Origin of the sequence: Ensifer sp. Root278, assembly GCF_001429285.1 — a bacterium.
Lineage (GTDB): Bacteria > Pseudomonadota > Alphaproteobacteria > Rhizobiales > Rhizobiaceae > Ensifer.
Map to the genome: position 1 here is coordinate 252,753 of NZ_LMJJ01000012.1, position 22,345 is coordinate 275,097.

22 protein-coding genes are annotated in these 22,345 nt (G+C 61.8%); 6 read left to right on the forward strand and 16 right to left on the reverse strand.

Annotated elements, in window-relative coordinates; genetic code table 11:
* Positions 1-75: 75 nt before the first annotated feature.
* From ASE60_RS12735 to ASE60_RS12745, 3 genes are all read right to left on the reverse strand, one after another.
* The gene (locus tag ASE60_RS12735) at positions 76-942 is read right to left on the reverse strand and encodes a S49 family peptidase (protein ID WP_057250793.1); all 867 of its coding nucleotides are present in this window, start codon (positions 940-942) and stop codon (positions 76-78) included.
* 147 nt (positions 943-1,089) lie between these two features.
* Positions 1,090-1,863, reverse strand: a complete 774-nt coding sequence (locus ASE60_RS12740; protein ID WP_162261291.1) for a tRNA1(Val) (adenine(37)-N6)-methyltransferase — start codon at positions 1,861-1,863, stop codon at positions 1,090-1,092.
* An 11-nt stretch (positions 1,864-1,874) separates the two neighbouring features.
* On the reverse strand, positions 1,875-2,096 hold the full coding sequence (locus ASE60_RS12745; protein ID WP_057250796.1) for a DUF2007 domain-containing protein: 222 nt from the start codon (positions 2,094-2,096) through the stop codon (positions 1,875-1,877).
* Positions 2,097-2,203: 107 nt separating this feature from the next.
* Here ASE60_RS12745 and ASE60_RS12750 point away from each other — a divergent pair, with 107 nt between their 5' ends.
* The 4 genes from ASE60_RS12750 (at position 2,204) to moaB (ending at position 6,690) form a co-directional block, all read left to right on the forward strand.
* Positions 2,204-3,220, forward strand: coding sequence for a polyprenyl synthetase family protein (locus tag ASE60_RS12750; protein ID WP_057250798.1), 1,017 nt, complete (start codon positions 2,204-2,206; stop codon positions 3,218-3,220).
* A gap of 162 nt (positions 3,221-3,382) precedes the next feature.
* Positions 3,383-5,224 carry a tetratricopeptide repeat protein gene (locus ASE60_RS12755; protein WP_057250800.1) on the forward strand — a complete coding sequence of 614 codons (1,842 nt, stop codon included), beginning with the start codon at positions 3,383-3,385 and terminating at the stop codon, positions 5,222-5,224.
* Positions 5,225-5,231: 7 nt separating this feature from the next.
* Positions 5,232-6,146 (forward strand): 4-(cytidine 5'-diphospho)-2-C-methyl-D-erythritol kinase, encoded by a 915-nt coding sequence (locus ASE60_RS12760; RefSeq protein ID WP_057250802.1) that lies wholly within the window; start codon positions 5,232-5,234, stop codon positions 6,144-6,146.
* Position 6,147: 1 nt separating this feature from the next.
* Positions 6,148-6,690 (forward strand): molybdenum cofactor biosynthesis protein B, encoded by a 543-nt coding sequence (gene moaB / locus ASE60_RS12765; protein ID WP_057250805.1) that lies wholly within the window; start codon positions 6,148-6,150, stop codon positions 6,688-6,690.
* A gap of 291 nt (positions 6,691-6,981) precedes the next feature.
* Here moaB and ASE60_RS12770 read toward each other — a convergent pair whose 3' ends face one another.
* Complete coding sequence (locus ASE60_RS12770; RefSeq protein ID WP_057250807.1) at positions 6,982-7,518, reverse strand: hypothetical protein; 537 nt, start codon at positions 7,516-7,518, stop codon at positions 6,982-6,984.
* A 187-nt stretch (positions 7,519-7,705) separates the two neighbouring features.
* Between ASE60_RS12770 and ASE60_RS12775 the strand changes: the two genes are divergently transcribed.
* Both ASE60_RS12775 and ASE60_RS12780 read left to right on the forward strand, forming a co-directional pair.
* Positions 7,706-8,863: a PA0069 family radical SAM protein gene (locus tag ASE60_RS12775; RefSeq protein WP_057250809.1), complete on the forward strand. Its 1,158-nt coding sequence runs from the start codon at positions 7,706-7,708 to the stop codon at positions 8,861-8,863.
* A gap of 245 nt (positions 8,864-9,108) precedes the next feature.
* Complete coding sequence (locus ASE60_RS12780) at positions 9,109-9,756, forward strand: ribonuclease HII (protein ID WP_057250811.1); 648 nt, start codon at positions 9,109-9,111, stop codon at positions 9,754-9,756.
* Between the two features lie 303 nt (positions 9,757-10,059).
* Here the strand turns inward: ASE60_RS12780 and ASE60_RS12785 are convergent, their stop codons facing one another.
* The 12 genes from ASE60_RS12785 to ASE60_RS12840 form a co-directional block, all read right to left on the reverse strand.
* A complete protein-coding gene (locus ASE60_RS12785; protein WP_057250812.1) occupies positions 10,060-10,545 on the reverse strand; it encodes a F0F1 ATP synthase subunit B in 486 nt (161 codons plus the stop codon).
* Between the two features lie 13 nt (positions 10,546-10,558).
* On the reverse strand, positions 10,559-11,176 hold the full coding sequence (locus ASE60_RS12790) for a F0F1 ATP synthase subunit B (protein ID WP_057250814.1): 618 nt from the start codon (positions 11,174-11,176) through the stop codon (positions 10,559-10,561).
* A gap of 76 nt (positions 11,177-11,252) precedes the next feature.
* On the reverse strand, positions 11,253-11,480 hold the full coding sequence (locus ASE60_RS12795; protein ID WP_025426100.1) for a F0F1 ATP synthase subunit C: 228 nt from the start codon (positions 11,478-11,480) through the stop codon (positions 11,253-11,255).
* Between the two features lie 82 nt (positions 11,481-11,562).
* Positions 11,563-12,315 carry a F0F1 ATP synthase subunit A gene (locus ASE60_RS12800; protein WP_057250816.1) on the reverse strand — a complete coding sequence of 251 codons (753 nt, stop codon included), beginning with the start codon at positions 12,313-12,315 and terminating at the stop codon, positions 11,563-11,565.
* A 60-nt stretch (positions 12,316-12,375) separates the two neighbouring features.
* The gene (locus ASE60_RS12805) at positions 12,376-12,735 is read right to left on the reverse strand and encodes an AtpZ/AtpI family protein (RefSeq protein ID WP_057250817.1); all 360 of its coding nucleotides are present in this window, start codon (positions 12,733-12,735) and stop codon (positions 12,376-12,378) included.
* A gap of 302 nt (positions 12,736-13,037) precedes the next feature.
* Entirely contained in the window at positions 13,038-14,159 is a 1,122-nt protein-coding gene (locus ASE60_RS12810; RefSeq protein WP_057250819.1) for a cell wall hydrolase, read from the reverse strand.
* 352 nt (positions 14,160-14,511) lie between these two features.
* The gene (locus ASE60_RS12815) at positions 14,512-16,410 is read right to left on the reverse strand and encodes a potassium transporter Kup (RefSeq protein WP_057250821.1); all 1,899 of its coding nucleotides are present in this window, start codon (positions 16,408-16,410) and stop codon (positions 14,512-14,514) included.
* Positions 16,411-16,426: 16 nt separating this feature from the next.
* Positions 16,427-17,404 carry a magnesium transporter CorA family protein gene (locus ASE60_RS12820; RefSeq protein WP_057250823.1) on the reverse strand — a complete coding sequence of 326 codons (978 nt, stop codon included), beginning with the start codon at positions 17,402-17,404 and terminating at the stop codon, positions 16,427-16,429.
* A gap of 547 nt (positions 17,405-17,951) precedes the next feature.
* Positions 17,952-19,115 carry an Mrp/NBP35 family ATP-binding protein gene (locus tag ASE60_RS12825; protein WP_057250825.1) on the reverse strand — a complete coding sequence of 388 codons (1,164 nt, stop codon included), beginning with the start codon at positions 19,113-19,115 and terminating at the stop codon, positions 17,952-17,954.
* A 472-nt stretch (positions 19,116-19,587) separates the two neighbouring features.
* Positions 19,588-20,343 (reverse strand): LuxR family transcriptional regulator, encoded by a 756-nt coding sequence (locus ASE60_RS12830; protein ID WP_082615827.1) that lies wholly within the window; start codon positions 20,341-20,343, stop codon positions 19,588-19,590.
* Positions 20,344-20,503: 160 nt separating this feature from the next.
* Entirely contained in the window at positions 20,504-21,244 is a 741-nt protein-coding gene (locus tag ASE60_RS12835) for an autoinducer binding domain-containing protein (RefSeq protein ID WP_057250829.1), read from the reverse strand.
* Positions 21,245-21,438: 194 nt separating this feature from the next.
* Positions 21,439-22,254, reverse strand: a complete 816-nt coding sequence (locus tag ASE60_RS12840) for an IclR family transcriptional regulator (RefSeq protein ID WP_162261289.1) — start codon at positions 22,252-22,254, stop codon at positions 21,439-21,441.
* Positions 22,255-22,345: the final 91 nt, after the last annotated feature.

The window sequence follows — 22,345 nt, forward strand, 5'->3', positions numbered from 1 at the left end:
CGAAACGCCCTATCTCATGTTCTACGCAATTCCGGATGCGAAACCGTCGTACAATTTCGCTGGAATTGCTTGGGCTCAAAGCCCGAACCGCGCCCACAATGCCCTTTCCTCGATTGCTTCGGCAAGACCCGCTGCCGCCGACGCCGCCAAGGGCTCGACAAGGGCGCCGGCAACGGCCGTGCCGGTCTGCCGGCGGCCGAAAAGGCTGCGCACCGGCTGGATGAGTTCGAGCCGCGCCTTGTCGCCGTAACGCTTCTTCACCTCGCCGCGCAGATCGCCGAGACCGTCGATTAGCCCCAGTTCCAATCCGCGCCGGCCAGTCCAGAAAAGGCCGGAGAAGATATCCGGATCATCGGCGAGCATCTGTCCGCGACGCGCCTTCACCATCTGGATGAAGGTATCATGGATGTCGAGCTGCAGGTTCTTCAGAAACGCGATGTCCTGCTCCTTTTCCGGCTGGAACGGGTCGAGCATCACCTTGTTTTCGCCGGCGGTATAGACGCGTCGTTCGACGCCGATCTTCTTCAGCAGCTCCGGAAAGCCGAAACCGCCGGAAACGACGCCGATCGAGCCGACGATCGAGGTCGGATCGGCGATGATCTCATCGCCGGCGAGTGCGATCATGTAGCCGCCGGACGCTGCAACGTCCTCGACGAAGATCAGGACGCGCTTCTTCTTCTCCTGGGCGAGGTCCCGGATACGCTGATAGATCAGGCGCGACTGCACCGGGGAGCCGCCGGGCGAATTGACGGAGATCGTAACCGCAGGCGCTTCCTTGATTGCAAAGGCCTTTTCCAGAAGCGGTGCCGCCGTTGCCAGGTTGAGCGCCGGCCGGAATTGCCCGCCGCCAGCCATGATCGCACCGTGAAGCCGGACAACGGGGATCGTCACGCCTTCCCTGCGAAATCGCCTCGGCAACAACCGTCTCAGGAACGCCTTCATTTCAACTCCTGCCTACTGGATCGCTTTGGAGCAGCGTGAGGAAAACGGCATGGCACCTTTCCTCATGCCGCTCCGATGGCCAAATGTATTGGCCCATCCATGGCATGTATGCACTGCCACGACAAACGCAATGCCGCATACGGTAAATCAGCGGCGGCGATAGGCGGCACGACCGTTGTTGAGATCGTCGACATGATCAGCGAAGCGATGCCCCTCCTCATGCATGACGAGTGGCGCGCGCAACACCAGCCGCTTGCGGCTCTGCTTGATCGCCGTCACCAGGATGCGCACGGCGTTTTCGCCGACGCGCGGATGCAGCGCCGTGATCTCGATGCCGCCGAAGCGGCGGCCGCAGGCGGCGATGATCTCGGCGATCGATTCCGGCCGGGCAATCAACGACAGTTGCCCGCCCGGCTTCATGATCGCGCCAGCCGTCTTCACCCAGACCTCGAAGAGCCCGTCGCTCATCGCATGGGCCTCAGCCTTGAGGCTGTCCGGCGTCTTGCGATCGGAAGCGTCGTTGAAGGGCGGATTCATGATCACGTGGTCGAAGCTGTCATCCGCCAGACCCGCCGCGACACGCGCCTTGCCGGCAAGCGAGACATCGGCCTCCAGCACCGAGACCCGCGAAGCAAAGCGGGCATTCTCAGCCAGCAGCAGGCTGCGACGGGCATACTCCGCCATGATCGGTGAGCGCTCCACCAGCACCACCTCCGCAGCTGCGATCCGCGAAGCGACGGCCATGCCGGCGGCGCCCGCACCGGCGCCAAGATCGGCGATGCGGCAGGGATGATCCGAGGAAACGAGCGATGCCAGCAGCATCGCGTCCATGCCCGAGCGATGTCCCTGCCCCAGCGGCTGAACGACATGGAACTTGCCGCGATGGAAGGCATCGACGGTTTCGGTTGCGGCCGCCAGCACTGGGTCCGAGTTCACGACCGCAACTCCGCCTCGAGCCCGGCGTCGATCAATATCCGCCGCGCGGCTTCCGCGTCCTCGTCCGCGACCAGAAAACGGCGGGGCAGCAGGCCGAGCGAGCCTTCCAGAATGCTCATCCCCTGATCGGCGATGAGACTTGCGATGCCGGCATCCTTCATCAGGCTCTCGGCAAAGGAGAGCACGACGGCATCGTTGGTACGGATCAATTCCTTCATCCGGCGGTTTTTCCTGTCCTATTTCAGCAAGCGGGACAATTCGCCTCTTGCCGCACGGGATACCCCTTCCTATTGTCGAAAGCGACAATGAAAACAGGAGTCCCGGTGTGGGCGTAGTGATACCGCTGGAAGACAGCAAAAACAAACAGGCGTCCGTTAAGCCGCTCGTCGACCTGACAGCGCCGGACATGGAGCGCGCCAACCAGCTCATCCTGTCGAAGGCCGGTTCCGACGTTCAGATGATTCCCGAAGTCGCCAACCACCTGATTTCTTCCGGCGGCAAGCGCCTGCGCCCGATGCTGACGCTCGCCTCCGCCTCGATGTTCGGCTATGAGGGCGACGCCCACGTCAAGCTCGCCACCAGCGTCGAATTCATGCATACGGCGACGCTGCTGCACGACGATGTCGTCGACGAAAGCGACCTTCGCCGCGGCAAGTCCACCGCGCGCACGATCTGGGGCAACCAGGCGAGTGTTCTTGTCGGCGACTTCCTGCTCGGCCAGGCCTTCCGCATGATGGTCGATGTCGGCTCGCTCGACGCGCTCGACGTGCTCTCGACGGCTGCTTCCGTCATCGCCGAAGGCGAAGTTCTCCAGCTTTCCGTCGCCAAGAACATGGAAACGACCGAGGACGATTATCTCCAGGTCATTCGCGCGAAGACCGCGGCACTCTTTGCCGCTGCCGCCGAAGTTGGACCGATCGTCGCCCAGACGAGCAAATCCGACCGCAATGCGCTGAAATCCTACGGCATGAACCTTGGCCTCGCCTTCCAGCTCGTCGACGACGTGCTCGACTATGGCGGCTCGTCGAGCGACCTCGGCAAGAATGTCGGCGACGACTTCCGCGAAGGAAAGATCACGCTTCCGGTGATCCTGTCCTACCGCCGCGGAACGGCAGAAGACCGGGCCTTCTGGCGCGAGGCGATCGAAGGCGGCGACAGCAGCGATCAGAACCTCGAAAAGGCGCTCGGCCTGATCAAGCGCTACGGCGGCTTGAGCGACACCATCGCGCGCGCCCAGCACTACGGCACGATTGCCCGCGATGCGCTGGCACCGCTGCCGGCGTCCCCCTGGAAGTCGGCGCTCACGGAAGTGATCGACTTCTGCATCGACCGGGTAAGCTGACGGGACCTCAACCCTACCGGGACGACCGACAGGATTTTCTTGCCGCATTGCGCCAAAAAAGCCATTCTGTTCCTCAAGAGTTGCGCTGGGCTATATGTGGCTGACTCCGGAAACAACCCTCAGTGGTGCGCAAGACCGAGCAATCGGCACGAAAGGTTTGACATGCGGCAAATGACGATCCTCCGCCTCCTTAGCGGCGCAGCACTGCTGGCTCTCGCCGCAGTCAGCGGCAGCCACCAGGCCTTCGCGGAAGACAAGGTCGCCGCTGTCGAGGAAAGCGAACCCTTTGACATCAAGACGGTGAACACTTTCGCCGGCGCCTTCCTCGCTGCCCGCACCGCCGATACGGACCGCGACTTCGCGTCCGCCACCGAGCTCTACAAGATCGCGCTGCAGTTCGAACCAAACAACAACGACGTCAAGCAGCGGCTGATGATCACCCTGCTGATGGCCGGCCAGTTCGATGAAGGCGCCAAGATTGCCGAGCAGCTGAAGTCAGACCCGGCCGTCGAGCGCATCACCACCGTGATCCGCGCGATCGAAGCGATCCGCAAGCGCGAGTATCGCAATGCGCAGAAACTCCTGAACTACCAAGGCCCCAACGATCTCGACCGGCTGATGAACGGCCTGCTTTCCGCCTGGGCGAAGTTCGGCCAGGGCAAGCCGAAGGAAGCGCTGGCGCAGATCAACGGCCTGGAAGGCCCCGACTGGTTCCGCGTGTTCAAGAACTATCACGCCGGCGCGATCGCGGTTGCCGCGGGCGACAAGCAGACCGCACGGACCAGGCTCAACGATGCCATTCTGGATCGGGAAGGCGGAAGTGCTGCGCCTGACACCTTCATGCGGGCGGTCGAAGCGCTGGCTCGTTTCGAGGCGCGCGAAGGCAACAAGCAGAAGGCGCTCGATACCGTCGCCGTCGGCGAGAACATGGTCAACAACTACACGCCGCTGCAGGCGCTGAGGACCGACATCGAGAACGGTGTTCCGCAAGAACAGCAGGTCAAGAATGCCAGCCAGGGCGCTGCGGCCGTGCTCTTCTCGATTGGTGCTGCGCTCAATCGCGACGGCGCCGAGGATATCGTTTCGCTCTATCTGCAGACCGCCCGCCGGCTCGACCCCGACAGCGCCGACATCCTCGTGATGCTCGGCGGCATCGCCGAAAACCTGAAGAAGCCGAACGAGGCGATCGAACTCTACAAGGCTATCCCGGAGACCTCGCCGATGCGGCGCGTCTCTGAACTGCAACTCGGCCTGAGCTTGGCCAGCATCGGCAAAGTCGACGAAGCGAAGAAGCACCTGAAAGCGCTGATCGACGTCGATCCGAAGAACATCCGCAACTATCTCGCCTATGGCAGCGTGCTCTCCGACGCCAAGGACTACAAGGAGATGGGCACGCTCTACGACCAGGCCGTCGAACAGATCGGACCGGTGCCGAAGCGCAGCGACTGGACCGTGTTCTTCCAGCGCGGCATTGCCTACGAGCGCCAGAAGCTTTGGGACAAGGCCGAACCGAGCTTCAAGAAAGCGCTGGAACTCAACCCGGACCAGCCGCAGGTTTTGAACTATCTCGGCTATTCATGGGTCGACATGAACATCAATCTCGACGAAGGCCTCGAGATGATCCGCAAGGCGGTCGAACTGAAGCCCGACGACGGCTACATCGTCGATTCGCTCGGCTGGGCCTATTTCCGCATGAACCGCTTCGACGATGCGGTGGTGGAACTGGAAAAAGCGGCTGAACTGATGGCCGGCGACCCGACGATCAACGATCACCTCGGTGACGCATACTGGCGCGTCGGCCGCAAGCTCGAAGCGGTGTTCCAATGGACACAGACGCTTGAGCTGAAGCCCGAGGAAGCCGAGATCCCGAAGATCAAGGCGAAGATCGAAAACGGCCTGCCGCCGCTGAAGGAAGAGGTTCCGGCCTCCGCCGATGCCAAGGAAACCGCGCCGAAGAAGGTGACCCCGGAAGCGGAAGCGCCGGCGCCGGACAAGAAGTCCTGATCGATCCATGATTGATGACGGCATCGCGGGCTTCACGCTGACGCGCGCGGCGCCCGCAAAGATCAATCTGGCGCTCCACGTCGTCGGCCAGCGGGCCGACGGCCACCACCTTCTCGAAAGCCTCGTCACCTTTGCCGATCGCGGCGACCGGATCGGCTTTGCATCGGCAGACGCCGACCTCTTTACCGTATCGGGGCCCTTTGCCGCAGAACTGCCAATGGATGCCAGCGCCCAGGGCGGCAATCTGGTCCTAAAGGCGCGAGATGTCCTGCGTGAGGAACTGCGGTCCCGCAACCTCGCCGCTGCCGGCCCTGTTCATCTGCATCTCGAAAAGAATTTGCCCCTCGCTTCCGGCATCGGCGGCGGTTCCGCCGACGCGGCGGCGACGCTTCTTGGGCTTCTCCAACTTTGGCACGCCGCGATCGAACCCTCCCGCCTCGATGCAATGGCATTGGCGCTCGGCGCCGACGTACCGATGTGCCTCGCCGGCATTCCTCTCGTGGCGAAAGGCATCGGTGAGGACATCACGCCGCTTGCCGACCTTCCATCCCTGCCCCTCGTACTGGTCAATCCGCTCGTTGCCGTTTCGACGCCGGTGGTGTTCCGGACGCTCGCGAACAAGACCAATGCGCCGCTCGTTTTGCCTCAGGCTTCGGGAACGCTCGACGCGTGGCTGGCGGCAATGGCAACGATGCGCAACGATCTGCAGCCGCCGGCGCAGCAGCTGCAGCCTGTCATCGGCGACGTCTGCCAGTCGCTGATGGAGGCCGGGGCCCTGCTGGTTCGGATGTCGGGCTCAGGCGCCACTTGCTTCGGCATTTTCGACAACGGTGAGCGTGCGGCTGCGACAGCGCGTACTCTTTCGGAGGCGCAGCCCGGCTGGTACGTTCTCGCCTGCAACACGATAGGAAGAGGCAAGTAGAATGGCTGGCATCGACGAAAAACGCCCCTTCGTTCCCGTCGGAATTGCTGTCCTCACGGTGTCCGACACCCGCACGCTCGCCGACGACAAATCGGGCGACACGCTGGAGGCGCGGGTGCGCGACGCAGGTCATCGCCTGGAAGCGCGCGCGATCGTGCCGGACGATCGGGCGCAGATTTACGACCAGGTGAAGGCCTGGACGCTCGAACCGACGATCGACGTGGTGATCACGACCGGTGGCACGGGCTTCACCGGCCGGGACGTGACGCCGGAGGCGCTGGAGCCGCTGTTCGAAAAGCGCATGGACGGCTTCTCCGAGGTTTTCCATCGGATCTCCTACGAGAAGATCGGCACCTCGACGATCCAGTCACGCGCAACTGGCGGCGTTGCCAACGCCACCTTCATTTTCGTTCTGCCCGGCTCACCCGGCGCCTGCCGCGATGCGTGGGACGGCATATTGAAGCAGCAGCTCGATTACCGGCACATGCCCTGCAATTTCGTCGAGATCATGCCCCGGCTCGACGAGCACCTCAAACGCGGTTAAGCCCGGATCCTCCACGTCCCATCGCACTTTCGGCCCGTCTGTTACCTTTGGAACTGACAGCCATTTTTCGTGCCTTTAGCGTCCGATCATCAGCCCACCGAAGATCGGACGCCGCACGTTTCTCTTCAGGCTGCAAAGACGCCTCCCCGCCGATATCCCCGGGCGGGGAGAACAAGGGGATACGACGTGCAGCCAGAATGCTGCCCGGTAAGAAATTTACCAGACAAGGTCATTTGAGAGCCACCTTGAGGTGCCGTCCCCTGGGACTGGCACCTTTTTAGTGCACAGCGATCAGGAGCGTCCCGGCGTCGGCTTGCTTTCGGTGACGACCCAGGCCGGAACGAGCTCCGTCGAGAGTTTGCGGACCGCCCGGACATTCGTCATGTCGCCGAGGCATCGATTGCCATCGGCCGCTGCGAGCGCATCATGTTTGTTCACCAGGAAACCCGTTTCCAGCGGCTTTCTTCGCCGGATCAGGCGGCGGAAGAACGGTTTGCGGTGCATTCTGGAATCGGAGAAGCGCGCGGGCGCCCTGTTGAGCGAGACGTATTCGGCAAGCTCGTCGATCCACCGGCCGATCGGACGGGCACCGGGTTCGAGCAGCATCAGCCATTCGCCGCGCGCCGAACGCACGACGTCGCCGAGATTCCAATCGACGTGAAAGCGGCAGCCGGCCGCTTCCGCCACACGCGACGAGCCGTCCGTGGAGCCGTGATCGAGGACAATCACATCACTGACGAGGCCCTCCACGGCGCCGGCGACGAGCACCGACAGCGTCTGCACCAGCTCGGCTTCGTTGTCCCGCGTTTCCATGATGATCGTCAGCATAGCCCGTCCTACCGCATCACACTCACAATTGCTACATGCACTGCTGGCTTGGCTGAAAACCAAACCGGGGAGCACGAAACTCCAAACGTACTGCTCCCGCTTTTTGTTCTTGAATTGTTCTCGTATTCGAGATAGGAAAATAATCAGAACAAAACGGGATCAAAGGTCTGATTCCGGGGAGATTCCAATGAACGAGCTGTCTCAGATCAGGCAGGGTGCGCTTGCGCCCGCCAATACGGCAGATGTCGCCGAAGCGATGATGAGCGCAACAGGCTTGCGGATCGATATCGACCGCCGCCGCGGACGCGGCGCCGGGCTCAACACGTCCGGCCGCTTCGAGCCGCAGGCGCGGGAAAGCTTCGACGACGGCTGGGAAAGCCTGGAAGATCTGCCCCCCTTTAAGACCGAAGTCCAGGTCGAGAAGCCGCGGACGGTGATCACCCGCAACGAATCTCCCGATATCTCCTTTGACCGTTCGATCAACCCCTATCGCGGATGCGAGCACGGCTGCATCTATTGTTTCGCCCGCCCCACACACGCCTTCATGGGCCTGTCGGCGGGTCTGGATTTCGAGGCGAAGCTCTTCGCCAAGCCGGATGCCGCGCGGCTCCTGGAGCGCGAACTGGCGCGACCGGATTACAAGGTCAGGCCAATCGCCATCGGCACCAACACCGATCCCTATCAGCCGATTGAAAAGGAATGGCGCATCATGCGCCAGATCCTCGAAGTGCTGAGGGACGCCAACCACCCGGTCATGATCGTCACCAAATCGGCGATGGTCACCCGCGATATCGACATTCTCGCGCCGATGGCCGAGAAGGGACTGGCGCGGGTCGGCATTTCAGTCACCACGCTCGAGCGCAAGCTGGCGAGGACAATGGAGCCCCGCGCCGCAACGCCACCCAAGCGGCTGGAGGCGATGCGTGCCATTGCCGAGGCCGGCATCCCCGCCGGGGTTCTCGTCTCTCCGATCATCCCGGCGCTCAACGACCATGAGATCGAGCGGGTTCTCGAAGCGGCAAGGACGGCCGGTGCGACGGAGGCGAGCTATGTGCTGTTGCGCTTGCCGCTCGAAGTCAGCCCGCTGTTTCGTGACTGGCTTCTGCGCAACTATCCGGACCGCTACCGCCACGTCATGTCGCTCGTCCGCTCCATGCGTGGCGGCAAGGACTATGACGCCGAGTTCGGCAAGCGCATGAAAGGCGCCGGCCCCTATGCCTGGCAGATCGGCCGCCGCTTCGATCTCGCCACCAAGCGCCTCGGCTTCAACCCGACACGCCGCCAGCTTCGCGACGATCTGTTCGTGCCGCCGCTCGGAACGGGGGTGCAGCTCTCGCTTCTTTGAAGGTTTTCCGGAATGGCCTGCGTGATGGCTGTTCCGGGTTTGTGGCCAGCGATAGGCACCGAGGATGCCCGGGCAATGGGGGAGTTTTCGTCACCGCCCCTCAGGCAAGCCGGTGTGAACGCTAGAAGGTCGCAAAACAGTTCCGGTGCCCCGCCCCCGCCTGGGGCATCGGCCATCCCCCCGTCCGCCGCCGCACTCGGACCTGGGGGCTTGAAGAGAATCGGTCGATCATGCGAATTAGACTTATGTCTCGCAGGTCGTCCGATTCTCCCCTTTTTCCCGATATCATCGAAGCACCCGATTTCAGTTTTGAACTCTCGGCAAGAGGTGATGGATTTTGGCCGGTCGCCGGCGCCGATGAAGCTGGTCGCGGCCCGCTCGCAGGACCGGTCGTAGCGGCTGCGGTCATTCTCAATCCCGACGCCATTCCCGAGGGCCTCGATGACAGCAAGAAGCTCAGCGCGCAGGCGCGCGAGAAGCTGTTCGACGAAATCCTCGCGACATCGGAGGTATCGATCGCCTCGGCCTCGGCCGGCACGATCGATGCCACGGATATCCGCAAGGCAAGCCTGGAGGCGATGCGACGCGCAGTGGCGGGTCTTCCCTCGACCGTACGCTTCGTACTCGTCGACGGCCGCGACGTGCCGCCCGGGCTTTCATGCCATGCCAAGGCAGTCGTAAAGGGCGACGCACGGTCGCTATCGATCGCCGCCGCTTCGATCGTCGCCAAGGTTACGCGCGATCGTATGATGGCTCGCGCCGACCTCGCGCATCCCGGCTACGGCTTTGCGCTCCATGCCGGCTACGCGACCGTAACCCACCGGCGCGCCATAGAAACGCAAGGTCCCTGTGCCCTGCACCGCATGAGCTTCCGGCCCCTGCGGCAGGATTAATGGCGGCTGAACGGTTCTTGGGAGCGCCGATTCTAGCTCGCCAGCTTGCAGAAGAAATCTTGTCTGACTCAGCAGCGCGTGCCCATAGGGCCACGCGCCGATGAATATGCGCGCGTAAAGTTTTATCGGCGTCACCGGCGCCTCGCGAGGCGCCCGCCGTGAAGCGGGGGCATGCGCATTGTTGTCTCAGCGATCGCCCAGCGTATCGCCGGCAAGCCAGTGCCTGCAGCCAAACCCGGTGCATGGCCCAAACAAAAAGCCCCGCACAGGGCGGGGCTTTTCAAATCCGGAATGTCCTGAGGCTTAGTTCAGGCGTGCCTTGACTTCGCCAAGCGCCTTCGTGAACAGATCACTCTGTGCACCGGCGTCGGCCTTGGCGGCGACGACCTTCTCGGCAGCGGCAATCGCCAGATCGACGGCAGCGGAACGGACGGCGTTGATCGCGTCGCTTTCAGCCTGCTTGATCTTCTGCTCCGAGAGAGCCGTGCGACGGGCAACGTATTCCTCGGTCTTCTGCTTGGCTTCCGCCGTCAGCATTTCGGCTTCGCGCTGAGCGGCAGCGACGATACCGGCAGCTTCCGCTTCGGCATCCTTACGCTTGCGCTGGTACTCGGCGACAAGGCTCTGTGCTTCTTCGCGCAGACGCTTGGCTTCGGTCAGCTCGTTGCCGATCTTTTCGGCGCGGGCGTCGAGCGCCTTGCCGATCATGCCCGGAACCTTGAGATAGGCGATCAGGACGAAGAACAGGATCAGGCCGACGAGGGCATAGAAGGTCGCATCAAGATGCATGGTTCAGTGCTCCTCAGTTACCGGCCGATGCCTTGACGGCAGCGGTGATCTCGGCCTTGGTGACGGTTCCACCGATCAGCTGCTTGACGACAGCGGTCGCGGTTTCCTCAGCGATGGCGCCGACGTCAGCCAGTGCCTTTGCCTTGATGTCGGCGATGCGGTCTTCCGCAGCCGAAATCTTCTTGGCGAGATCGGCTTCGACGGCCGTGCGGTCTGCATTGGCCTTGGCCTTTGCGGATTCGCGAGCGTCGTCAGCGATCTTGTGACCCTTGGACTTGGCCGTTGCCAGATCCTGCTCGTAGGAAGCGATGGCCGCGTCGGCTTCGCCCTTGAGGCGGGACGCTTCATCGAGATCCTGAGCGATCCGATCGTGACGGGTTTCGAGAATTCCGCCGATACGCGGAATGATGACCTTCGACATCAGGATATAGAAGAGGCCGAACGTGATCGCGAGCCAAAGCAGCTGCGATGCGAAATGGGTCGAATCGAAGGGCGGGAACACGCCGGAGCCAGCCTCGCCTTCGTGGGCCACACCCGTTTCGGTGTGCACCTCACCGGCCGCAGCGGCATCGTGTGCTTCGGCGCCTTCAGTGGTGGTTGACTGCTGGGCATAGGCCGCGGTCACAAACATGCTCACCTCCAGGTGCACTCAAGAATATGCGCGGCCGCGGCCGTTTGACGGGCCGCGGCCAAAACTCCAGCCGATATTAGACGGCGAAGAGGAGGAGCAGGGCTACGAGCAGCGAGAAGATGCCCAGAGCTTCCGTAACGGCGAAGCCGAATACGAGGCGGCCGAACTGACCGTCAGCAGCCGACGGGTTGCGCAGTGCGCCGGACAGGTAGCTGCCGAAGATGTTGCCGAGGCCGAGAGCCGTGCCGGCCATACCGAGGCAAGCGAGACCTGCGCCGATGTACTTTGCTGCTTCCGCTTCCATGTTTGAACTCCTTCGAATGGTGTTGCGGCTTAGGATTGCGCTTCCGGCGGAGGGCCGGCCGAAAGCAAGCGACTGTTATTCCTTAGTGGCTTCCGGGATGGACAGCGTCGTTGAGGTACATGCAGGTCAGTACCGCAAAGACATAGGCCTGGAGGAAGCAGACGAGGAACTCAAGACCGGTGATGGCGACGGTCATGATGAGCGGCAGGATCGCGCCACCGATGCCGAGCGCGCCAAGGGCGCTGAGCGACGTGACGAAGCCTGCAAAGACCTTCAGCGTGATGTGGCCGGCCAGCATGTTGGCGAAAAGACGGACCGAGAGGCTGATGGGGCGGGAAAGGAACGAGATGATTTCGATCGCGACGACAAGCGGCAGAAGCACGCCAGGAACACCATGCGGCACGAAAAGCTTCAGGAAACCGAAACCGTGCTTGTAGAAACCATAGAGAATGACGGTACCGATCACAAACAGCGCCAGTGCGAAGGTGACGATGATCTGGCTGGTGATCGTGAAGAAGTACGGGAACATGCCGAGCAGGTTCGCCGTCAGGATGAACATGAACAGCGAGAACACCATCGGGAAGAACTTCATGCCGCCGCTGCCGGCGCCTTCGCGCAGCATCGAGGCGATGAACTCGTAGGACATTTCGGAGACCGACTGCATGCGGTTCGGGATCAGACCGCGCTGCGACGTCGTCAGATACAGGAAGCCTGCGGCAGCACCCACGGTCGCGACCATGAACAGCGACGCATTGGTGAAGGAAAAGTCAATTCCGCCAATCTCGATCGGGACAATCTTGTTGACCAGGAACTGGTGGGTCGGATCGTTTGACACCGCGCTTCTCTTTCGTTCTGCCCGCCCAAGAGCGGAAACCGTTTTCTTCGGGACAACGCCTCAGTGGGCGTCTCCGTCCTTCTTGTCATCCTCAGGGCCGCCTCTTCCAGCTTCCGGTGTTGCCACCATACCGGCCGAGCGCAGCACATTCAGCACGCCAGCGCAGAAGCCAAGAAGCAGGAGGATGATCATGCCCCACGGCCCTGTACCCGCAAAGTGGTCCAAAAGATAGCCCAGAAACGCGCCGACAACGATGCCGGCGATGAATTCGCTCGACAGCTTCATCGCCGCCGCATAGCCCTTACGGCTTTCGGCGGCACGGGCCTCCGCTGCATCAGACGTATGAGGCTTCTTGGCCTCAATCTTATCGCCGAGCTGCTTCAGCCGCGCTTCCAGACTTTCTTCAGGTTTCTCCGCCACGTGGCCACTCCCTTGCCGTCCCGATCGGGTCTCAGACCGCGATTTCGGTCATACAATAGGCCATCGTTCAAGCCACGTTTCGGCCCCATTTGAAGTCGCGCGCAACATAGTTTTAGGCACCCGCATAGTCAAGGCATGCGGGCAGCTTGACCGTGGACAATATTATTACGATAATTCAAATAGTTAGAATTGCAAAGCACGATCCGCGACAAGGTTGTCGCAGGATTCCTGCACTCTGTCGGCTGGAATCTCGGTTCTACGGGTTAGACAGGAAAAGACGGCGGAATCGCGCCAGGCGCCGATCAACTCCAGCCGCCGCCATAGGTCCGGTAGAAGATGTGCATACCGATCTTGCCGACCCGCTTCATCGTCTTTGCCCAGGGCGGATTGACGTAGGTCGCATGGTAATGGGTGGCAGAGCCCACTTCTGGCAGCCAGATCTTGCCGGCCGTGACCGCCATCGCGACTTCCTTGGCCATTTTCCAGTGCGAGCGCGAATAGATCAGGTCCCGGATCATGTCGCAGGCGAAGGAAAACTGGCAACGGTTGCGCCAGGTCTTGTTCTGATAGACGACGCCGCAGATGGTTTTCGGATAGGTCGGATTGCGGACGCGATTGAGAATCACTTGAGCGACGGCCGCCTGGCCCTTGAGCGACTCGCTGCGCGCTTCGAAATAGATGCCTTCGGCCAGGCAGGCCTGCTCTTCCTTGCTGAATACGGCCGAGGGCAGCACCGTTGCCGCCCAAGCGTGGTCGTCAGGCGCGATTTCGGGAATGAAGCGGCCAGCGTTCTTGTCCTCGCGCAGGATCGAATCGAAGGGTGATTCACGCGCATAGTCCGGCTCGGGCCGGACGTAAGCAGTCGCAAGAATGTCGGGCTTGTCGTTCGTCACGAGCTTGGCCAGCATCGGCGAAACGCCGGGATCCGCCTTTGGCGGCTTCTTTCCATAGAAGGCCGTGGCGATCTCGATCTCCTTGCCCTTGATGCGCGCCTTGGCGAAGACCATTTTCTCGCCCTCCTCGAAGCGCGGCTCCGTGAGGGAACTCGTGCGCTGCAGGATGGAGCCGGCGCTGAAATCCTTGGGCGGCGTCATCGGCGTGACGGCGACGATGCGTCCCTTCTTGTCGCGGCGGTTGATACGCTCTTCGTCTGGCGTGCCGGAATGCTTGGTCTCGGACGTGAGTGCGACATGGCTGCCGTCGGGCATGTTGATGCCGGCGCCGCCATCGAGCGCGCCCGTCGTGATCGGATCGGCAAAGACCATCTCGACTTCGTGGATCGAGCCCGCCGGCGACGGCGTCATGTACATGCGCCAGCGCTCACCGCCACGATTGATGCCGGAGAGAAAGGTCGCGAGATCCGCATAGGCCGCAACGGAAGGGAAGCCGAGATAGAGCGCGAGGCCGATGATTGCAGGCGCCATCCACGTGGACACGTTCAGGCGAGACTTTTGACGCAGGTTCCGACTCTTACGCACCAACCGACTCCACGCAACGCTTGACGAACGGCACGGCTTTGCCCGCGCCGGCAAGAAGCCAGCGTCGGAGATTCCGCGCGGGAAGCTAAGACAATGAGGCGGCCGGACACCCCGCCGGAGCCGCTTCGTTCGAGCTTTGAAAATGAAGCATTAACCTTGATGTTTAGTTAATGCAGCCTCGCTGAAGAACACGGCCGTCATAACGCGAACGGAGCCGCCCCGGCCGGGTACGGCTCCGCTTTATCCGACTGTGTGCGCGAAGCCCCTGCCCGGTACACCAGGTTGAGGGACGCAAGGATCAGATGATGACGTGCGAGCCGAGTTCGACGACGCGGTTGGTCGGCAGGCGGAAATAGTCCGAGGGGTCGATCGCCGCATTGGCCAGTGCGATGAACAGCCGGTCCTGCCAATGGGGCATGCCGGATTCGGCATCGGGCACGAGCTTGCGGCGACCGAGATAGAAGGAGGTCGACATGATGTCGAACTTCAGCCCCGATTTGCGGAAAAGGCCGAGCGCCTGCGAGACGTTCTGCGTTTCCATGAAGCCGAAGCGCATCTCGAGCAGCGTGAAGCGATCCGAAAGCGGCTGCATGCTCACCCGCTCCGACTTCGGCACTTTCGGTGTATTGGCGGTACGGATCGTCAGAATGAAGTTCTGATTGTGCAGCACATGATTGTGCTTGATGTTGTGGAGCAGTGCGGCCGGGGTCGATTCCGGATCGCTCGTCAGGAACACGGCCGTGCCGGGAACGGCCACCGGTGCATGCTCGCTCTTGCGCTCGATCGACTTGATGAAGCTCGCAAGCGGAATGTCGATGTGGCGCGTCTTGGCGTGCAGGATCTCGGTTCCGCGCCGCCAGGTCCACATGATGACGATGAAGGTGGCGGCGATCAGCACCGGCACGTAACCGCCGTCGTGGATCTTCAGCATGTTGGCGCCGAGGAAGATGAACTCAAGCCCAAACAGCGGCAGCAACACCGCCGCCGCCCAGAGCCCGGACCAATTCCAGCGCGTGCGCAGGAACTCGAACGAAAGCACCGTCGTCACCACCATCGCGCCGGTGACCGAGATGCCGTAGGCGGTGGCGAGCGATTCCGACGAGCCGAAGACGAAGACGAGCGCCATGACGCCGAACATCAGCAGCGTGTTGACGTTCGGAAGATAGATCTGACCCGTATGCGTCTCCGACGTGTGGAAGATCGCCATGCGCGGCAGGAAGCCCAGGTGGATCGCCTGACGCGTCAGCGAAAAGGCCCCTGTTATCACTGCCTGGCTGGCAATAATGGTCGCCGCCGTCGCCAAGATGACGACCGGTAGCAGCGCCCATTTCGGGAACATCAGGAAGAACGGATCGGACATCGCTTCCGGGTTCTGCAGCACGAAGGCACCTTGCCCCAGATAGTTGAGGGTCAGCGCCGGGAAGACGACCAGGAACCAGGCCCATTGGATCGGTCGGCGACCGAAATGTCCGAGGTCGGCGTAGAGCGCCTCGGCACCCGTCACCGTCAGGAAAACGGCGCCAAGGACGATGATGCCGACATAGCCTTCATTCAGCATGAAGCTCACGGCATAGTAAGGATTGAAGGCCTTGAAGATCGTCAGGTCGTCGGAAATGTGGACGAGGCCGATCCAGCCCATCACCAGGAACCAGACCAGCGTGATCGGCCCGAAGAAGTTGGAGACGGCCGCCGTTCCCTTTGACTGCACCGCAAAGAGCATGAGCAGGATGACCACTGCGATCGGAACCACGTATTCCGACAGCGCCGGCGTCACCAGCTTCAGACCTTCGACCGCCGAAAGAACGGACAAGGCCGGCGTGATCATCGCATCACCGATGAAAAGTGCTGCACCCGCGATCCCCATGAAGAAGAGGATCGATGCGTGCCCGTTGGCGGACTTCATCAGAAGAGCGAGCAACGACAGCGTGCCGCCCTCCCCCTGGTTGTCGGCGCGCAGCAGGAACAGCACGTACTTGATCGTGACGATAATCGTCAGCGTCCAGATCATCAGCGAGATCAGGCCGATGATCTCCACGTCGGTCACGCCGTCGTGGGAAACCGGGCGCAGCGCTTCGCGAAAGGCATAGAGCGGGCTGGTGCCGATGTCGCCGTAGACGACACCGATCGAGCCAAGCCCGAGGATCAGCAGGCGTCGCAGATCCTTCGGCTCGTGGGAGGGGGCATGCGGTTGGGTCATGCAAACCTACTGGCGTTCACAGCCAGCCTTTCCAGCGGAAAAAGAAAAAGGGGATGACGGCCGATATCACCATCGCCGCAATCGCCCAGGGATAGCCGAAGTGCCATTCCAGTTCGGGCATAACGCGGAAGTTCATGCCGTAGACCGAAGCGACCAGGGTCGGCGGCAGCAGGACGACCGATGCGATCGAGAAAATCTTGATGATGGCGTTCTGCTCGACGTTGATCAGACCCAGCGACGCATCAAGCAGGAAGGTGATGTTGCCGGAAATGAAACTTGCGTGCTCGGAAAGCGACTGGATGTCGCGGGAGATCGAACGGCAGAGTTCGCGCGTGTCCTTGTCTTCCTGCACCTCCGGAACAGTGTAGACGAAGGTCAGCAGGCGCGAGAGCGAGGCAAGGCTGTCACGCGTCTTGGCGACGAGGCGATGATGGCCAGCGACATCACGCAAGCGCGCCTCGAGATAATGCGGCGAGCGGCGCTTGCCTGCAGCCTTGTCGCTGAAGACGTCGATCGACAGATCGTCGATCTTGGTGACCGCCTGCTCGAGAATCTCGGCGGTTCGGTCGGCGACCGTTTCCAGAAGCCGGGTCAGGACAACCGCGCCATCGCGGCAACCGCCCGGGAAGCGATGCATCGATGTCTTGAAGAGGGTGAACGACCGGGGCTCGGCATAGCGGATGGTCACAAGCCGGCCACCCGACAGGATGAAGCCGACATCCGTCAGTCCGGGGATATCCGTATCCGAACGGAACACCAGTGACGCCGTCATGAACACGGCACCCTCCTCGACATAGAGGCGGCTCGACGGTTCGATGTCCTTCAGATCGTCGCGTGTCGGGATGGAAATGCCGAGAAGCTTCTCCATCATCAGGTCTTCTGCCTTGGTGGGCTCGACCAGATCCAGCCAGATGACATCGGGACGCAATTTTTCGGGTGGTTCGGCCGGTGTCAGAACGACGGCTGTCCCATCGGCGCAATAGCCGGTGATCATGCGACCGTCCTCGTCATGCGAAGCTGACAGCGCCGCCCGTCTTCTGAGACGCGCAAGGGTCGCTGTAACACATTGAGCGGCTGCATAATTTTATCCTTAAATCGATTCCGATCTAAGCAATCATGCAGCGTGCCGAACCGCGAAGGCGAAAGGTCGTGCGCCACAAAATACCCGCAATAGAGATCCATCGGATGGAGCGTTCCGCCAGTCAGGACAAAGTCTTCAACTCAGTCATCGCGCGAGGCCAAAATCTCCGGCGAGCGGGCGTCAAGTTGGGCACCTTCGCAAGTGCGGCAAGGCATATGGCGCAACGCAAACGCAAAATCAATGCCCCCTTGCAATCCGGCACGCGGGCATGTGCCGCCATACCGGCACCACCCTACCGCATGTTTGCTTAAATCAAAATCGAATCAAGGGCAAAACGATTCGGTGCCGAGCGTCACGTCATGCCTGACGTGCAAAGTCGCTGTAGCGCCTTGAATTGCGGCCTGTTCCGGAACAGGCGTAACCGCGGCCCGGAAAGACCAGACAGCCTTCCCGGAAACCGTCACTCGAAGACAATGGTCGGCGCGGCGCGGCTCTTGTCCTGCTGCGCGGCGGATATCTGATCCCAGACCTTGGTGGCGATATCGCGATAGACACGCGCGATCTCACCGCTCGGGTCAGACGCGACGAGTGGTGTCCCGGCGTCCGACGTTTCGCGAATTCCCATGGTCAGGGGCACTTCGCCGAGGAACGGGACGCCGATGCGCTCGGCTTCCTTGCGCGCACCGCCATGGCCGAAGATATCGTAGCGCTTGCCGGTGTCGGGCGCGATGAAATAGCTCATGTTCTCGACGATGCCGAGAACCGGGACTTCTACCTTGCGGAACATGGCGAGGCCCTTGCGGGCATCGATCAGCGCCAGATCCTGCGGCGTCGAGACGATGACGGCGCCGGCGAGCGGCACCTGCTGGGCCATGGTGAGCTGGGCGTCGCCCGTGCCGGGGGGCATGTCGACGACCAGCACATCGAGATCGCCCCAGGCGACTTCCCGCAGCATCTGCAGCAGGGCCGACTGGATCATCGGTCCGCGCCAGATCATCGCCACTTCCTCATCGACGAGGAAGCCCATGGACATGACCTTGAGACCATAATTCTCCATCGGGCGGATAAGGCGCCCTTCGATCTGTTGCGGCCTTCCGGAAATCTTCAGAAGGCGCGGCATCGACGGGCCGTAGATATCGGCATCGAGCAGGCCGACCTTCAGGCCGTTTGCCTTCAGCGCCAGCGCCAGGTTGACCGAGGTCGTCGACTTGCCGACACCGCCCTTGCCGGAGGCGACGGCGATGATGGCGCCGACGCCCGGAATTCCAGCCTTGGCCGGCGGGCCGCCGGCGGGACGCGGCGCATGGGAATGGCCGGCATGAGGCGCTGCCGAGGGCTGCGGGCGCTGCACCGGGGCGCCGGCGGGCGCCGCCTTGCGGTCGGCGGTCAGTGCAACCATGGCCGCCGTGATCCCCGGGATGTCGCGCACGACGCGCTCGGCTGCGGCCCGCATCGGCTCCAGTTCCTTGGCGCGCTCGGCCGGCACGGTGATCGAGAAATAGGCCTTGCCATCGGAGATGAAGACATCAGACACAAGTCCGAGGTCGACGATGTTGCCTTCCATGCCCGGGCCACGCACCGTGCGCAGCTTCTCAAGGACCACTTCTTTCGTGACTTCCGGCATCGCGCCCTCTCATTCTTCTGTTATCCCTTAGATAGTCGAGGCGGGGCGCTTCGCCAATGCGACATAACGGAAAAAGGAAGGGCCACCGTCCACCCCGGTGTCCGTACATCCGGGATCACCTTGAGGCGGGCAGTGGCCCTTTCGATCGCGACCTTCGTGGGCGCTGTCTTCTTTTTAGTCCCCTCTGGACATGCCGATAGAAATGCAGGATGCGTGCCAGATTCAAATTCGGCAATAATAACAAGCAATTTCAAATAGATGGATGATTTCTCAACGCCTGATACGGCTGGGGCATCTGCTCAGATTCTGAGCAACTCTCTGCAAAACGTCCAAGGATGGAGCAATTCGGCTGCGGTGGTGGGCGATCTCAGCGGCATAGGAACGCAGGCGCGGCGATTGCTGCAGCCTTCGTGATCGCAACGGAGACGGAGGGCAAGCGAGAAGAGGCAAACGGCCTTCGACGCCGGGAGGGCTAGCTGATGTAGCCCTTCTTCATCGCCTTCACGACCGCCTGCGTGCGGTTCACGGCGTCGAGCTTCTTGGTCACGTGATTGAGGTAGTGATTGACCGTATGTTCGGAGAGCCCGAGGATGCCGGCGATCTCGGCACTGGTCTTTCCGGCCGCCGTCCAGCTCAGGCACTGAATCTCGCGCTCCGAAAGCGCCGCGCCGCTGCTCTTCCACACAGAGCCGATTTCGGCGAGGCGATTGTAGACATGGATCGCAATCATCTGCAGCTCCATGGTCACCGTCATCGGCAATTCGACCAGCGGGCCCATGAGAATGACCGCGCCGCGGCCGCCCTCGGCGTCATGAACAGGGAAATAGCTTGCCTGGAAGATGCCGTTCTCGCGCAGCATCGCGATGTACTCGGCCGCCGTCTCCGGTTTGCCGCCCTCGCCTTCCCAGGCGTCCAGCGTCACCTGGAACGGCGTCGTCGTCTCGCGCAGGCGGCGCACGCCGGTGCTGAAGCGCAGCATCGACAGGCTATCATATTTGTTCAGCAGTTCCGCCGGCATATTAGAGATGACCGTGCTCGCAGCCAGCCGCTCCACGTCGATCGAGGGGATCGAGCAGATCAGAAAGGTCTTGAAGCCGAAGACCTGCGTAATCCGCCGCATATAGCGGATGATATCGAATTGGGTCTCAAGCTTTGCGATCTCGGACGCGAAATCACCGCCCCGGGGCAGATCTGCGTCAGTCATCCCGGTCGTCATCGTATCCTGCATTCGCGCGTTCCATGGCATTCATCAAGTATCAAATAGACCGAGCGGCCTGCCAATGCCAACAGATGATCGAGATTCCCTGCTTCCTCGGCCCAAAAGTCTGTGTATTTCTCTCGCGAAGCGCAGGCAGTGCCGTTCGCTTCAGGCGCAGCCGGCACCGATCTCAATTGATGAGACCAGCGCGCATGGCCTTCGCGACGGTCTGGACGCGGTTGACCGAATCCAGCTTGCGCGTCGCACGGTTGAGGTAGTGGTTGACCGTATACTCGGACAGCGCCAGGATTTTCGCCATCTCACTGGTGGTCTTGCCGGCAGCCGCCCAGCGCAGGCACTCCACCTCGCGGCGCGAAAGACTGCCCGGCCCGCGCCGATCGCGGTCGCGAACTTCCATGTACTTGCTATAGAGCAGGCCCGCCCACAGATTGAGTTCCTGCAACTCATCGTTCGAGACGACGGAACGATCACCGCCAAAAGCGATGGCCGCGCGATGGCCGCTCGCATCATGTACCGGCAGATAGAGGCCACGCGGCATGTTCGCCTGTTCAAAGACACAAATGGCCGCATCGCCCTTGCCGTCGGACCGACGGCGCGCCAGCTGATGCGCGTCATAGGTGAAGGGAATGGTGCTGCGGCGCAGGCGCTGGATCACCGGGCTGCCACTAATCAGGCCAGCGCTGTCATACCCCTGCAAGAACGCGGTCGGATAATTGGTCATAAGTGCATTGGCCGTCAGGCTGCTGCAGCCCGTCTCCGGAACTGCAAGAACCAGAAAGCCGCGGAAGCCATAGGCATCCGCTACCTGGGCGATCACTCGCCGAAAGTCTTCTTCGCAACAGATTGGCCCCCTGATGCTCCGCCCATCAGGAAGCGTCAACGACGACAAATTCGCGCTGAAATCGATCATCTTCCGCCCTTCTCCACATCCGGCGCCAAAGAAAGGCCGGCCGCTGACGCCGCATGAAGACCACGTCAATAATTCTATAAATACCAAAACCAAACCAGACTAAGACCATCCACGAACCTGAGTCTGATATATTAAAGCTATCGAGCTTGACGCGCCGCGTCCAGTCGATGTTTCTAATTTACCGTAAAGTGAATTCAAGGTCCACCACGTCCGGGCCCAAGCCGGATCGCGGCCTCCTCGGCAATCGCCCGAGCCGCTTCGCGCACAGGTGCCGCCCAAGCCACCAGTTGCTCCATGCTCACCCTGTAGGCCGGCCCCGTCACCGATATCCCCGCCGCAAGCTCGCTACCGGGGATAGCAATGGGTGCAGCCACGCAACGAATTTCCGCTTCATGCTCCTCGCAATCGAAGGCATGGCCGTCGCGCCTGATCTCTTCGACTTCCGCCAGCAGCGTGGCCGCCGAACGATGCGTGTGCGAAGTGAAAGGGTGAAACGCCGTTCTCGCCAGCACATGCTTCAGCACCGGCTGCGCCAGCAAGGACAACGCCGCCTTGCCGATGCCGGTGCAATAGGCGGGCGAGGCCTTGCCGATCTGCGAGCTCATGCGCACCGTCTGACGGCTCTCGACCTTGTCGACATAGACGATCTCCGTTTCGCGCAGGATGCCGAGATGCACGGTCTCGCCGGTCAATTCGTGCAGGCGCTGCAGGTGCGGTTCGGCAACGTCGCGAAAGCGGTTGGCCGACCAGGAACGATAGGCAAGCGTCAGCAGCCGGAGGCCGGGCTCATAGGAGAGATCCCGGCGCTGAATGAGCAGCCCTTCCTCGACGAGGTGGCTGAGCAACCGGTGCAATGTGCCGCGCGGCTGGCCGGATCGGGCAAGAATATCGGTAAAGCGCTGCGGGCCGTCTGCCGTGACCACCGCTTCCAGCACGGCAATCGCCTTGCCGAGCGTGCCGGTACCGGCCTCCCCTCGCCCCTCGTCCGCCACCATCATGTCGTTTGTCATCGTCGTTCGCTTGTCTTCAAGTGGCGTCGCGTCGCGCGCCTGATCTTGACAAGATAGACGCTTCGACACGATAATTCCACATACTAAAATC

Coding starts and splice junctions, on each gene's coding strand:
- ASE60_RS12735 (WP_057250793.1), bottom strand. CDS start 942: ATGAAGGCGTTCCTGAGACGGTTGTTGCCGAGGCGATTTCGCAGGGAA.
- ASE60_RS12745 (WP_057250796.1), bottom strand. CDS start 2,096: ATGAAGGAATTGATCCGTACCAACGATGCCGTCGTGCTCTCCTTTGCC.
- ASE60_RS12755 (WP_057250800.1), top strand. CDS start 3,383: ATGCGGCAAATGACGATCCTCCGCCTCCTTAGCGGCGCAGCACTGCTG.
- ASE60_RS12760 (WP_057250802.1), top strand. CDS start 5,232: ATGATTGATGACGGCATCGCGGGCTTCACGCTGACGCGCGCGGCGCCC.
- moaB (WP_057250805.1), top strand. CDS start 6,148: ATGGCTGGCATCGACGAAAAACGCCCCTTCGTTCCCGTCGGAATTGCT.
- ASE60_RS12770 (WP_057250807.1), bottom strand. CDS start 7,518: ATGCTGACGATCATCATGGAAACGCGGGACAACGAAGCCGAGCTGGTG.
- ASE60_RS12775 (WP_057250809.1), top strand. CDS start 7,706: ATGAACGAGCTGTCTCAGATCAGGCAGGGTGCGCTTGCGCCCGCCAAT.
- ASE60_RS12780 (WP_057250811.1), top strand. CDS start 9,109: ATGTCTCGCAGGTCGTCCGATTCTCCCCTTTTTCCCGATATCATCGAA.
- ASE60_RS12785 (WP_057250812.1), bottom strand. CDS start 10,545: ATGCATCTTGATGCGACCTTCTATGCCCTCGTCGGCCTGATCCTGTTC.
- ASE60_RS12790 (WP_057250814.1), bottom strand. CDS start 11,176: ATGTTTGTGACCGCGGCCTATGCCCAGCAGTCAACCACCACTGAAGGC.
- ASE60_RS12795 (WP_025426100.1), bottom strand. CDS start 11,480: ATGGAAGCGGAAGCAGCAAAGTACATCGGCGCAGGTCTCGCTTGCCTC.
- ASE60_RS12810 (WP_057250819.1), bottom strand. CDS start 14,159: ATGGCGCCTGCAATCATCGGCCTCGCGCTCTATCTCGGCTTCCCTTCC.
- ASE60_RS12815 (WP_057250821.1), bottom strand. CDS start 16,410: ATGACCCAACCGCATGCCCCCTCCCACGAGCCGAAGGATCTGCGACGC.
- ASE60_RS12820 (WP_057250823.1), bottom strand. CDS start 17,404: ATGATCACCGGCTATTGCGCCGATGGGACAGCCGTCGTTCTGACACCG.
- ASE60_RS12825 (WP_057250825.1), bottom strand. CDS start 19,115: ATGCCGGAAGTCACGAAAGAAGTGGTCCTTGAGAAGCTGCGCACGGTG.
- ASE60_RS12830 (WP_082615827.1), bottom strand. CDS start 20,343: ATGCAGGATACGATGACGACCGGGATGACTGACGCAGATCTGCCCCGG.
- ASE60_RS12835 (WP_057250829.1), bottom strand. CDS start 21,244: ATGATCGATTTCAGCGCGAATTTGTCGTCGTTGACGCTTCCTGATGGG.
- ASE60_RS12840 (WP_162261289.1), bottom strand. CDS start 22,254: ATGACAAACGACATGATGGTGGCGGACGAGGGGCGAGGGGAGGCCGGT.